This window comes from Streptomyces sp. NPDC058964 (genome assembly GCF_042741275.1).
Classification (GTDB): Bacteria; Actinomycetota; Actinomycetes; order Streptomycetales; family Streptomycetaceae; genus Streptomyces.
The window spans coordinates 1-12,674 of sequence record NZ_JBHYKH010000031.1 but is presented as its reverse complement, the minus strand read 5'-3'; the positions used below and the strand labels follow the sequence as shown (position 1 = coordinate 12,674).

The following is a 12,674-nucleotide window of genomic DNA, read 5'->3' as shown; positions in this document are numbered from 1 at the left end:
CCGCTCCACCGCCTGGCCGGCAACCGCTGAAGGCCGGCCAGGCCGACGTCATCCGAGCGGGACAGGCCCTACAACCCGGGAACCAGCGTCCAGATGAGCTGCGATGCGCGTAATCGTCCGGGCGTTGTCCTCGAACAGATGCGCCTGCATGCCCGCCGCCTGCGCAGCCTCAACATTTACTGCGAAATCGTCGATGAACAGACAGCTCTCCGGCCGCACCTCCAGGCTGGCGCATACGGCCTCGAAGGCACGTGGGTCCGGCTTCTCGATGCCGATCTCGTGCGAGTAGACGATCTGCTCGACCAGTTCGTCGAAGTGGTACAGCGACGTCTCCCGCTCCCGGGCGCCGACGAAGCTGTTGCTCAGGATGCCCAGCCTGCAACTCCCTCGCAGCCCTTGCACATAAGCGATGAGTTCCTCGTTCGGCTTTCCCAGGTATTCCGCCCAGAGATCACCCATGAAGCCTTCAACCTGGGGCGCGTCGAGCCCCAAGCGTGCTGCCACCTGCTCGTGAACCTCTCGTTCACTGATGCTCCCGACGCTCCCGGCTTGCCACACGTCGCGCAGCCGCTCATGCACAGTGCCGAGCGGCAACTCCAGCCGCTCTTCCCACCGCTGCATGCACCCCGTTTCCGGCGTGATCTCCAGCACGCCACCGATATCGAGAATGACGCAGGTCGCCGTCACTCGAACTCCCCCTCTTCGTCCTGCCCTGCTGGCGAGCGCACACCGCTCGGTCGTGTGATCTACGGAGACACTGTCACCCTTCCCGCTGGGGCAAGGTCAAGCGATCTTGAAACCTTGTGGCAGTCCTGTTGCGAGCCGCCGACACGACTCGGCTGCATCGGCAGGTGCCTTCAAAACTCCTGACGAACCGCGGAGTCCTCGGCCAGACGATGACGTCAGAACTCGTCAACAAACGCTGCCGCAAGAAGTGATCGAAGCCAGGGATGCGTTCTCTGACCAGACCGTCGTAACCCTCTTCCAGATCCTTCCGGGTGGGGGAAGATCCGTAGTCTCGTACGGTTCGCCCGGCGGAGTGCGGGGCACAATCAAACCTTCCGGTACGCGCTGGGGGCGGAAAACATAACGGGGGGAGCGCATGAGGCACAGCATGCGCTGGGCGCTAGTGGCGGCGCTGAACGTGCTGGCGTTCGCAGCGGTTTTCCTCCTCTTCTACGCCGTCGACGTGCCGTTGCTGCCCACGTCCGACGAGGACCGGGTTGCCGTCGGGGTGGCCGCGGCGACCGTCGCGGCGACAGTGGGTGGGACGTGGGGCGCGTCGTGGGTGCAGCGGGTGGCTCAGACGGCGGCGGCACCTGCCGAGCCGATCGGCGGCCTACGGCTGGAACTGCCGAACGCGAGGGTCACGGTGAACGGCACCCCCTCGGACGATCCGCCCCCACTCCTCGTCCGCATGGGCGACCTGCCCCGCGAACCCGTCGGCTTCCAGCCCCGTGAGGACCTGCTCGCCGAGCTCGCCGACGCCACCGAGCGCCACGGCCTCACCGTCGTCCACGCCGTCACCGGCGCCCGAGGCGTCGGCAAGACCCAGCTCGGTGCCGCCTATGCCCGGCGTCGGATCGAAGAAGGCTGGCCGATCGTCGCCTGGATCACCGCGGAGAACAGGGGCCAGCTCACCTCCGGACTCGCCGAACTCGCCGACCAGTTGGGCGTCCGCGAGCCGGGCGACGACGCGACGACGGCCGCGCGGGCGGCGCTGACCTGGATAGGGCGGAACCCTGATCCGTGTCTGCTGGTCCTGGACAACGCGACGGATCCGGACGAGGTGGCGCAGTGGCTGCCGACCGTCGGCCGAGCACAGGTGGTGGTGACCGCGACCTCCCAGGACTTCGCCAACCTCGCGGGAGCCAGAGTCGATGTCACCGTGTTCACGGAGGAGGAGGCTCTGGACTTCCTGCGTCGGCGCACCGGAGTCGACTCCGACGACGGGGCACGTGAGGTCGCCGCGGAACTGGGCCGACTGCCCCTGGCTCTCGCCCAGGCGGCGCACGTCATCCGCGTGCGGGGGACCGGCTACTGCGGATACCTGGAGCGGCTGCAGACCTACCCCTTGGAGAGCATGCTGGAGCGGGTGCCGGGCGAGCGGTATCCGCACCGAGTGGCCGAGGCGATGCTCATCGCCGCCGAGCAGGTCGAACAGCAGGACCCGAGCGGGGCGGTGCGGGTGCTGATGGAGGCCCTGTCGGTGCTGTCACCCGCTGGCGTGCCACGGCATTTGCTGCACGGGATCGTGCGGCAGGCGGGAATCGATGACGCCGACGCCGTGGAGGCCGCGCTGGGGGCCCTGACCCAGGCCTCCCTCGCCATGGACGCCGGAGCGGACGCCGTGAACCTGCACCGGCTGGTACAGCGGGTGATACGGGAGCGGGCCGGGGAGCGCGTACGGGACGCCGTACGCGCGGCGGTGCGGCATCTGGACGAGACGCTGATACCCGCCGGGGAGGCTTGGGAGAGACGGGAGTTCGGCGGCCAACTCGTCGACCAGATCGATGCCCTGTGGAGCGTCGTACGAGGGAATCTGGCGTCGTACGACGAGGAGGACCAAGAGAGCCTGGTGTGGTTGCGGCGCTGGGCGGCGTACGGCCATCTCGGCCATGTGGGAGCGATGGACCGGGCGGTGGTGTGGTCGGTCGAGACCCGGCGGGACTGCGAAGCCGCCCTCGGGGAGGAGGCGGCCGCCTCGATCAACGCCCTGGAACTCGAAGGGGACATGTGCGCGCGGGCGGGCCGTTCCGAGAAGGCCATCGCGGCGCGCGTCAGACGCCTGGAGATCACCGAGCGCTGCCTGAGCCCGGAGGATGAGCGCACCCTGACCGCACGCAGAGACCTCGCCGAGTCCTACGAGGCAGCCGGTCGCTACGAACTGTCCGTGCCCATGTACGAGGCGCTGGAGCGGTACATGCGACAGCGGTACGGCGCGGATCACGAGGAGGTCCGGAGCGCGCTGAGGGATCTGGCGCAGGCGTACGCGGCTGCCGGCCGACTGGGTGAGGCCGCTGGCATCGTGGACCGTATGCGCCCGGACTGGTCCCAGGGCTCCGGGCCGCCCGGGGCGGGCCTCGCCTCCCTGCAGAGCCTGGCCGGGACCTACGGGTCGGTGGGCAGGGACGAAGAAGGAGTCGCTCTGCTGCGCCGCTACCTGGAGGCATGCGAAGCCGAGCACGGCTCCGAGCACGCCGAGACGGTCCGGGCCCGCAACAACCTGGCCGTCCAGTGCCTGGACGCCACTCTGTACGACGAGGCGCATGCGGCTGCCGCGCAGGCGATGGCGGACGCGGAGCGGATCTTCGGGCCGGAGTCCGAGGACACGGTCGAGATCCGTGACACTCTCGCCGCATGTCTGACTCGCCTCGAGCGGCACGAGGAGGCCGTAGCCCTGTTCCGCCGCGTGGTCGACGAACGGATCGCCCTGCACGGCCCGGAGCACCCGGGCGTGCTGCGTGCGCGTGGACGTTTGGTGTGGGCGCTCGACGAGGCGTGGCGGCACAGCGAGGCCTACACCGCGCAAGTTCAGTTGATCGCGGACTACGAGAGACTGCTGGGCGGAGACCATCCCAGTACGCTCGGCGTCCGCCTCTCTCACATCCACCTCTGCAAGGTGCACGGCCGGATCCAGGAGTCGGTCGACTTCGCGCGTGAAGTCCTCGCCGACCACGAGCGGCTCCACGGACGGCTGCATCCCCGCACGTTCGACGCCTGCCTCGCTCTCGCCGGTGCGCTGACCTCCGCCGCGCTGTACCCCGAGGCCATCGCACTGCTGCGCCAGACCGTACGGAAGACCGGGCAGACGCTGGGAACCAGGCATCGGCAGACGTTCGCCGCACGGGCGTTCCTTGCCCAGACTCTGCGCGAGTGCGGTGCGGCCGACGAGGCCCGCGCGTTGCGCGAGGAGAACGTGGCCGAGTACGCCCGGCTCTACGGGGATGACCACATCGAAGTCGTCTGGGCCCGGAGCGAGCTGGCCGAGATGCTCGCGTGGCAGGGGCTGTACGACGAGTCCCTCGCACTCCATCGAGGCATCGTCGAGGACGTGGCCCGTATCCGGGGCACCGACCACCCCTCCGCCCTGCTGGCGCGCCGGTGGCTGGCGTGGGCCTGCGGACAGGCCGGGCGTCATCTCGAGCGGCTCGCGCTGACGGGCGAGGCGTTGGCGGACCAGGAGCGGCTGTTCGGCGCGCACGCACTGTCGACTCTCACGACACGAAACCACCACGTGACGGCGCTGAGGATGGCTGGACATCGGCGGGAGGCCCGGCGTCTGACCCGAGAGCTATACGTGGACTACGCCCGTGTCATGGGCGACCACCACCCGTACACCATCGGCATGCACGACGACGTGGCCGACGGGTACCGGGCCGTGCAACGACGTCTCAAAGCCCTGCGGATCCGCAAGCGTGTGCTCCAGGCCTGCGAAGCCAGATCCGGTCCCTTGAGCCTGGAGTCGATCGGCGCGCGCCGCCGCCTGGGGACCGCCTACGCCTCCGCGGGGCTGGTGTGGCGCGACGCCGCCCTGCAGAAGCGCCTCCTGAACGACCTGACGGAACACTTCGGCCCCGACCATCCCGCGACACAAACGCAGCGGGAGTGGTGGTGCCACGCCCTGATCCGTGCCGGTCGCTGGCGACAAGCGCGGGAGGCGGCAGCGGTCCGCCGGGCCGACTGCGAGCGCATGTACGGCCCCGACCACCTGTGGACACTCAGTGCCCGCTGGCTCGTCGCCCACACGGCTCGCCGTACCGGCCGCGTCCGTACCGCCGTCGCGGAGTACGAGGCCTTGGCCGCCGACCGCGCACGCGTCCACGGCCCGGACCATCTGCTCACCTGGTGGGCCCGTCTCAACCACGCCTACGCCACCTTCTGGGCCCTTCATCCGCACCGCGCCGTCGCCCTCTTCGAGACCGTGATCGCCGACGGCTGTCGCATCTTCGGCCCTGACAGCAGTCAGGTCCAGGACCGCGTCAGGTGGCGCAACCCCTTTCTCTGCCTGATCACCGGACACTGGCGCCGCATGGTCGATGCGCTCCGCCTTCGGCGACACCGGGCGTCGTACTCCCCAGGGAGTAACGCACCGGCCGGACCGCCCTCGCCAGTAACCCTCAACTCGCCCTAGCAGGACTCCGTTGGGTTGAGGTCGATCTTGCTGGCTGGTGTCTGGTCCGGGGTCGGGGCAGGGGCTGGTGGCAGGTGGTGCACAAGCCGGTCCAGCAGTTCAGCACGTCTTGGAGGGCGTCGAGGATCTGGTAGAGGGTGAACTCGGTCTACGGACTTTTGGGGCCAGCCGTTGTTCGGTGAGGAAGGCGTGGGCGGCGGTGACGAGGGTGACGTGGTGGTGCCATCCGGTCCAGGAGCGGCCCTCGACGTGGTCCAGGCTCGTAGTCAACGGGCATGTGTGGGTGGCCAGGCCGAGGCCCACTTCGGCAGTTCACCGTCGCCAACTCCAACCATCGCAACCACACCGTCCAGACCCGGGCCCTGCACGCCTACCTGCGCTGGCGGAACAAGAACGCCCGCCATCCCGACGTGCTAGCCGCCCAACGGCGCGAGCGCGCCCGCATCCGTAGTGAGTAGGACATCCGCTGGGGCGGACGTCCGCCGAACGCCGCAGCCGGAGATCACTACTGGCTGCCTCGCGTCCATCCCAGGATGATGTGCTCCGATTCCTGGCATACTCGCTGCTTTCGCCTGGAGGATGTGACGATGATTCTGGTTACCGGTGCGAGCGGCAACGTCGGAACGGCTCTCCTCACTCGTCTTCATGCCGACGGCGTGGCCGCGCGGGCGGCCTACCGTGATCCGCACACCACTGCTCAGGTGATCGAGTCGGGCGGCCAGGCGGTGACGCTCGATCTGACCATGCCGGGCACGATCGGTCCTGCGCTCGACGGCATCGAGGCCGTATTCCTTCTCGGCGCGACGAGCCCTGCCCAAACGACACACGAACTCAACATGCTGGAAGCCGCCCGTGCGGTGGGTGTTCGGGTGGTCAAGCTGTCGGTCTGGCGGGCCGACGAAGGACTCACACCGATCGCCCGGCTGCATCAGCCTGTCGAACAGTCGCTGGTTGCGTCCGGTTTGCCTTGGACGATCCTGCGACCCAACTTCTATCTGCAGAACTTCCTGCGCCAGCCATCCATCCGTGAGGCCGGGGAGTTCAGCCTCCCACTGATCACCGCCCCCATAAGCTTCGTCGACATCGACGACATCGCCCGTGTTGCAGCGCGGGTTCTCACCACAGATGGCCACGACGGCCGCGTCTATGACCTCACCGGACCGAAGGCGCTGACCTACGCCGAAGCCGCCGAGGAGTTTTCCTACGTCCTCGGCAAGCCGGTGCGCTACGTGGGCCTGCCGGACGACGAAGCACGCGTGGCAATGCTGAGTCGCGGGATGCCAGAGTTCCACGTCGATGCCCTGATAGGAGTTGCCCGCGCCTACCGGGACGGCGGTGCCGAAACCGTCACTTCAACGGTGGCCGACATCACGGGCCGTGCAGCCCTCGGTTTTGCCGATTTCGTGCGCCAGAACCTCAACTTCTTCGATTGAGCATGGTCCTCATCGGGCTGTCCTCGGTGTGAGCTCACCGAAAGCCGGTTCCCTCCTGACGAACGAGATCCGCCATCACAAACTCGCGGCGCTGCTGGGACGTTCCGGGACGTCCAGGTCCACCCCACTCCCCCGAGCCAACAGCAATCCGGTGATCCTGTGCGGTCAGGGCACTCGTCGCGCTCGGAGCTCCGCGACTGCGGCCCGGCTGTGACCCGGTCCTCTGGCTGCGCGAGGCCCTGGTCGCGGTCGGGGTCCGCAACGTCCGGCATCGCGGGGCGCATCGGTTCGTGTTCCGGCTCGCCGGACCCGCCGAGAGCGGGAGGAGATCTGCCTCGGTCTCCCCGCCCGTTGGCCCTGCCCGAAGCAGTCCGATCCCGAAGCGTCGCCCGCCTGATCTACGGCGGCACCGTCCGCCCCCGGAGTTTCCCCGACTGCTCGTCTCACTGGAGTCGACATGCCCTCGCGTCCGCCCAGCTTATCCAGCACGCTCGATCTGACCTCGTACGGTCTGCTCGCGCCCCGGCTGTCCAGCGGGAAGGACTGCGCGGTCATGACGGCCGTGTTCATGGAAGCCGCTCGCACCGCCGGCTGTCGGACCGAGTGATCTCGTACCACCCCAGCCTGGGAGTCCTGGAGTGGCCGTCCGTCGTGTTCGAGGGCATCCGCTATGCGGGGTATCCGAGCTCGCCGCCCTGCAGAGCGCCGCGTCCTCTACCTGCGACGGCCCGGCGGTCAGCTGATCCGGGCGATGTCCAGTGGTGACTTGGAATGCTCTCACGAGGCCCTGGATGCCCTGCGGCAAACAGGGTCGGTTCAGCACCTCCGCGGGCTGCTGGTGCTGGCCGAGGTGCTGGAGCCGCGCGAGGAGCAACTGGCCCTATTCAAGCGGGACATCAAGGTATGTCTCGACGAGGTGACTGACCCGCACGACAAGACTGTCCTCGCCCGATACACACGCTGGCATCTCATGCCCCTCGCCCACCACCGCCTCGAACGGTCCGGTCTCAACCGGTTCCCGCGCGAGCATCTACGCCGCAAGCTACAGACCGCACACGTGTTGCTCGCCCACATCCGCCGTCGCGGCAGCACTCTCGACAGCGTCACCCAGACCCTCATCGACCGATGGCTGATCGCAAACAAGAGCGGCCAGAATCAGGCCGCGGTTCTTGCTCCGGGCCGCCACCTGCAACTTGATCCCCAAAACGTCGCGATCGCCACCGCGACCAGGACCGTCGACCGGTCGATCATGAGCGACGCCGACCGGATCCTCACCGCTCTCCGCCTGGAGACCGACGAGTCCGACCACATCGCCAACCGTGTCGCCGGCTGTCTCATCCTGCGATACGGGCTGCGAACCGACCGACTGGTGAAGCTCACGACCGACCACGTCCTGGTCCACCCAGAGGAGCCCGGCGTCCTCGGTCTCCAACTCGGCCGAGACCCACTCTGGCTCCGGCCACAGCTGTCGACAGCCTCCGGCGGCGCCCGGCACGAGACGGAAGCGTACATCGCTGTCTTCAATGTCCAGGAAATCGAACCGGGAGCCTACCGCTACGACACCCTTAGCCACGGGCTTGTGCCTGTCGACGCCGACCTCAGGCGTGCTGCCATGGAACACCTCACCTACCAGCAAGATTTTTTCACCACGAGCTCGTTCGGGGTGATCACCACCGCACTCACCGAACGCATGGCGTGGAAGTATCCGCACCCACGCGCCTACAAGCTCATGCTCCACAACGTCGGCCACCTCATACAGGTGTTCACTACGACTGCCACCGCGCTCGGATACGGTGCGGCCATCACCGGAGCCTTCCGCGACACCGAACTCGAGCACGCCCTCAACATCACGGACACCAGCGAATTTCCCACCTTCTTCATGAGCTGTGGCACGCCGCAACTCACACCAGAAGGACTCCCCGCAGTCTTCCGCCCCCCGGCCAGGCCCACCCGCCACTGACCACCACCCGACCTGACGCGCACGGTGCGCAGGTAGGTGCGCGGGTCGCCGGAGACGTTCGTGGGCGACGCCCAACGCTGGTTCTTCGACGAATCCACCGGGATCTCGTCGGAGGTGAGCGCGGTGTGCCTCCGGGCCCTGCCGACGGAACTGCCTGCCGAGGTAGTGCACACCGTGCAGTCGCGGCACGAGCGCGCCGAGGCCGCGGGTGCCGAGCGCCTGCCCTTCGACCGCGACCTGTGTCGGGCTCTCACTCCCCTGACCTTGATGCGTCAGCCAGGGCCCGCTGAACCTCAACCGCAAGGAAGGGAACGCGCTTGCTCTGCGTAAGCAGTCGATGATGGAAGTCGTCCAGGACGATGGCGTGCGGAGCGTGACGGTCGATGATCGCGCCGATGCCGGGCGGAACGTGAGCAGGCTGGTGGCCATTGACCCATTCGCGCAGGAAGGTCCCGTGTTCGGTGCCACCACGCGCGTCGTCTGGCAGGTGGTGGCGAAACAGGTGGTTCGGTGCGTAGGAGCGGTCGTACACGAGGTGATGTCGGCGTACTAGCTGAAGTGCAGAGACAAGTACGCGTGAACGTGCAGAGCTGTTTGCAGAGGGCTTCGCCGAGAACCACAAAGCAGGGCACCACGTAGGTTGGGGAACGCGTTCCCTCGATGCCTGGTCGTAAGGCATGATCACGGGTATGGCGGAAGCAAGACTGGATCAGTTGGCGCAATCGTGGGACGAGTTCAGGACCTTGCGCTTCCCTCCGGGCTTCTACCAGCGAGAGCCCGAGGGTGAATGCATGGTGATGATGGACACGATGCTCGCCGGTTGTGTCTCCTCAGCCATGAACGGCCCCTTGGATGACCGGCGCCGAGACATACTGCAGGCACGCACCGCGGTCCTTGAACAGATCCTTCCATCTATTGGTGATGACGATTACGCAACCAAGTACTTCACTCAGTTGCATGGGATGGCCGTGCTGGCGGCCGAGCTCGACAATGCTCGAAGCGAGTAGTGCCTGCCGCGCCCGTCAGGCGATGCCGGCTTCGCCGTCGATGGCGGTGAGGCGGTTCTTGAGGCGGTAGCTGGGGCCGTTGATCGGGACGACCTCGCAGTGGTGGAGGAGCCGGTCCAGGATGGCGGTGGCGAGGACCTCGTCGCCGAAGACCTGACCGAATTCGCTGAAGCTCTTGTTCGAGGTCAGGATGATCGAGCCCTTTTCATACCGCTTCGAGATCAGCTGGAAGACGAGGTTTCCCTCCTCTCGTTCCAGCGGCAGGTAGCCGACTTCGTCGACCACGAGGATGTGCGGCCGCAGGTAGGTATGCAGCTTGCTGCCCAGGCGGCCGATGGAGTCGGCGGCCTTGAGCTGGCGGACCATGTCGTCCAGCGTGGTGAAGTAGATCGTGAAGCCTGCCCGGCATGCCGCGACCGCCAGCGCGACGGCGATGTGGGTCTTGCCGACCCCAGGCGGGCCGAGCAGGGCGACGTTGGTCTTGGTCTCGGCGAACGCCAGGCTGGCCAGGTCGCGGATCTTGCGCGGGTCCAGGTCGGGCTGGAATGAGAAGTCGTAGTCGTCCAGCGTCTTGTGGTGCGGCAGCTTGGAGATCCGCAGCGCGTGCCGGAAGCGGCGGTCCTCGCGAAGGGCAAGTTCTTCCTCAAGGACGAGGTCGAAGAAGTCAACGTAGCCGAGCTTGCCGGCGTCCGCGCGGCCAAGCAGGCTCTGCAGCCCTTCGGCGAGGTGGGGCAGGCCGAGTTTGGACGCGGTGGACCGGATGCGGGTGGTGACGAGCTCGCTCAACAGGCGTCCTTCGGATCAGGCGGGGCGGAGGTGAAGGGACGGGTGCCGGCGAGCTGGTCGTAGACCGACAGCGGGCGGCGGCCGACGTGGACCCGGGCGGCGGCAGATCTTTTGAGTAGGGCCTGCAGCGGGCCGTACTCCTCGGTGGGCGGTGTGCTCGGCGGCGTTCGCTCGGGGCCTGGGCCGGGGATGGTTGCGCGGGTGTGGCCGTCGGGCAGGCCGTCCCAGTGTGTCGGATCGACGATCCGCGCCCCGCGTCCGATCGCGCGAGGGTGGACGGCCAGCAGGGTGCTGCCTTCGCTGTCCGGGACGGTCGCGTGCAGGGTGACCGTCGCCGCGGACGCGCGGATCTCCACCAGCTGCCGGTGGCGGACCCTGCGGTCGGGACCGAGGAGAGGTTGGAGTCGAAGGCGACCAGGCAGTCCTTGCCGACGTGTCGCAGATGCCGGTCGGCGACCACATAGGGGCTCGGCGGCAACGGCCGCAGCGCGGCATGGTCGCGGGCAGCGCGGACGCCGATCACCTCACCGTGGGTGCGGTGGGTGCGGCCCCTGCGGAGGGGCATCCAGGCGGTGAACGCGCGTCGAGCTCCTCCAGTGAGGAGAAGGCCCGGCCGGCCAGGACGTGGTCGCGGACGATGCTCACCTGCCGCTCGACCCGGCCCTTGCCCTGGGGCCGGTAGGCGGCGAGCACGTCGATGTCGCTCGGTCCGGACCAACTCGCGACGAACCGCAGCAACTGCAGCCACCGGTCCGCCTCAAGCACCATCGCCGGCCGCGCTCCACCTCGGTCACCCGTCAGCTAGCAGCGTCCTCGAATCGGTACGCAGACACACCATGTTCCTGTGCACGTTCACCCGTACGTGGCTCTGCACTTCAAGTCGTACGCCGACACAGGTCCTCCAAAGCGGCCTCGGCCCGGGTCGAGTCGAAGGGATGCCACAACCGCCATCCCTTGACGAAACCCATAGAGGCACCCCCCGCCCCACCCCCGTGGCGGGCAGCCCCGCTGGACGCACGACAGCGCGAAACGCGTGGTGGGCTGGAAGGTCGACTCCCCGGAGAGCGTCCAGGAGAGGTTCGAGACCATCCATGACCTGGCCATGGACGACGCGGTGGCGGCGGCGGTGACCATCGACTTCCTGCGCCGCCCCGCTGTCGCCTCGAAGGCTATGGCTGCCTCAGCAGGTGGACCAGGTCGTCTTGGGTGGCTGCCTTCTCGCCGCCCGCGTCGGAGTCGAGCGTGAGCATGGCGAAGGACCGAACGGACGCTGCGCCGCCACCTAATTCCCACACGTGCTGAAATTAGCTATCGTGTGAGCCGACAGACTCCACGATCACCTGGGGCCCTTCGGCGATGGCGAGCCGAGAGGAACTACCCGCCGCCGGGACCCACTTCTCCATGCAGAGGAACTCATGCGCATTCGTGCCACCGTGGCCGCCGTCTCCGGCGCCCTGGCCCTGTCGGCCCTCGCCGTCCCGGCCGCACAGGCCACCACGTCGACTCCGACCCTCAACGTCACTTTCTCCAACGTTAAGGTCGACGACGGCAAGACCAACTTCGTCGTCGGCACCACCGGCAAGGTCGCCGTCCCGGTGACGTACACCCTGAACCACCCGGCGAGCGTCCGCGTCACCCACGTCGTCAGCGGTGTGGAGTTCTACCGCGGCACGCCGATCCCGGACGTCGCCACCGTGTTCTTCATCGGTGACGGCCCGGGGACCTGCACCACCGTCTCCAGCACGGCGCTCAAGTGCTCTGAAACGATCACCCTCGCTGCCTCCGAGCTGCGTGACTCGGACGCCGGCACCCTCACGGTGGGCGGTGGCGCGATCGACGAGAAGACCGGCGTCACGAAGATCCAGGGCGACCTCGGCAAGGTCACCCTCAAGCGCGCCGCCAGGCTCACCGCCAACGCCACGCCCGAGCCGGTGAAGGAGGGCAGGACGATCACTGTCTCTGGCCAGCTGACCCACGCGGACTGGAACGGCGCCGGCACCTACTGCGGCTACGCCGACCAGGCGGTGAAGCTCCAGTTCCGCAAGAAGGGCTCCACCACCTACACCACCCTGAACACCATCAGGACGACCTCCACGGGCGCCCTGAAGACCACGGTCACCGCCTCGGTGGACGGCTCCTTCCGCTACCGCTTCGCGGGCACGGGGACGACGTCGTCGGTCACCTCGGCGGCGGACTTCGTAGACGTGCAGTAACGCGCAATGCGGTAATGCCCGCCGCTAGGCCGGAAAGCGGGGGGGGGGGCCCCCCCACAAAAAACCACACCGGCGCCCCCCCCCCCCCCCCCCAACACACCCACACACCCCCCCACCACCCCACACCAAGATCCGCGCGCA

At 67.8% G+C, this 12,674-nt stretch carries 8 protein-coding genes and 4 pseudogenes; 7 read left to right on the top strand and 5 right to left on the bottom strand.

Annotated features, from left to right (window positions below):
- Positions 1-48: 48 nt before the first annotated feature.
- Positions 49-687, bottom strand: coding sequence for an HAD family hydrolase (locus ACFW2E_RS06395; protein ID WP_384462274.1), 639 nt, complete (start codon positions 685-687; stop codon positions 49-51).
- A 415-nt stretch (positions 688-1,102) separates the two neighbouring features.
- On the opposite strand from ACFW2E_RS06395, the gene fxsT reads away from it, so the two are divergent.
- Positions 1,103-5,134 carry an FxSxx-COOH system tetratricopeptide repeat protein gene (fxsT, locus tag ACFW2E_RS06390; RefSeq protein ID WP_384462271.1) on the top strand — a complete coding sequence of 1,344 codons (4,032 nt, stop codon included), beginning with the start codon at positions 1,103-1,105 and terminating at the stop codon, positions 5,132-5,134.
- 99 nt (positions 5,135-5,233) lie between these two features.
- Here fxsT and ACFW2E_RS06385 read toward each other — a convergent pair.
- A pseudogene (locus ACFW2E_RS06385) lies at positions 5,234-5,392 on the bottom strand (IS701 family transposase); the annotation flags it as partial.
- Between the two features lie 38 nt (positions 5,393-5,430).
- Here ACFW2E_RS06385 and ACFW2E_RS06380 point away from each other — a divergent pair.
- The 3 genes and pseudogenes from ACFW2E_RS06380 to ACFW2E_RS06370 all read left to right on the top strand — a co-directional run.
- Positions 5,431-5,592: pseudogene (locus ACFW2E_RS06380) on the top strand (IS630 family transposase); the annotation flags it as partial.
- Between the two features lie 129 nt (positions 5,593-5,721).
- Complete coding sequence (locus ACFW2E_RS06375; RefSeq protein WP_384462268.1) at positions 5,722-6,567, top strand: SDR family oxidoreductase; 846 nt, start codon at positions 5,722-5,724, stop codon at positions 6,565-6,567.
- A 751-nt stretch (positions 6,568-7,318) separates the two neighbouring features.
- Positions 7,319-8,527: a SagB/ThcOx family dehydrogenase gene (locus ACFW2E_RS06370; RefSeq protein ID WP_384462265.1), complete on the top strand. Its 1,209-nt coding sequence runs from the start codon at positions 7,319-7,321 to the stop codon at positions 8,525-8,527.
- 250 nt (positions 8,528-8,777) lie between these two features.
- Here the strand turns inward: ACFW2E_RS06370 and ACFW2E_RS06365 are convergent, their stop codons facing one another.
- Positions 8,778-9,059, bottom strand: coding sequence for a hypothetical protein (locus ACFW2E_RS06365; protein WP_384462262.1), 282 nt, complete (start codon positions 9,057-9,059; stop codon positions 8,778-8,780).
- Positions 9,060-9,216: 157 nt separating this feature from the next.
- On the opposite strand from ACFW2E_RS06365, the gene ACFW2E_RS06360 reads away from it, so the two are divergent.
- Positions 9,217-9,534 (top strand): hypothetical protein, encoded by a 318-nt coding sequence (locus tag ACFW2E_RS06360; RefSeq protein ID WP_384462259.1) that lies wholly within the window; start codon positions 9,217-9,219, stop codon positions 9,532-9,534.
- 15 nt (positions 9,535-9,549) lie between these two features.
- On the opposite strand, the gene istB is transcribed toward ACFW2E_RS06360, so the two are convergent.
- Together istB and ACFW2E_RS06350 are read right to left on the bottom strand one after the other, a co-directional pair.
- On the bottom strand, positions 9,550-10,320 hold the full coding sequence (gene istB, locus ACFW2E_RS06355) for an IS21-like element helper ATPase IstB (protein ID WP_384462256.1): 771 nt from the start codon (positions 10,318-10,320) through the stop codon (positions 9,550-9,552).
- Positions 10,317-11,022, bottom strand: a pseudogene (locus ACFW2E_RS06350) (IS21 family transposase); the annotation flags it as partial. The pseudogene ACFW2E_RS06350 and the gene istB, both read right to left, overlap by 4 nt.
- Positions 11,023-11,305: 283 nt before the next feature.
- Here ACFW2E_RS06350 and ACFW2E_RS06345 point away from each other — a divergent pair.
- Together ACFW2E_RS06345 and ACFW2E_RS06340 are read left to right on the top strand one after the other, a co-directional pair.
- Positions 11,306-11,566: pseudogene (locus tag ACFW2E_RS06345) on the top strand (DUF6192 family protein); the annotation flags it as partial.
- A 169-nt stretch (positions 11,567-11,735) separates the two neighbouring features.
- A complete protein-coding gene (locus ACFW2E_RS06340) occupies positions 11,736-12,533 on the top strand; it encodes a hypothetical protein (RefSeq protein ID WP_384462253.1) in 798 nt (265 codons plus the stop codon).
- Positions 12,534-12,674: the final 141 nt, after the last annotated feature.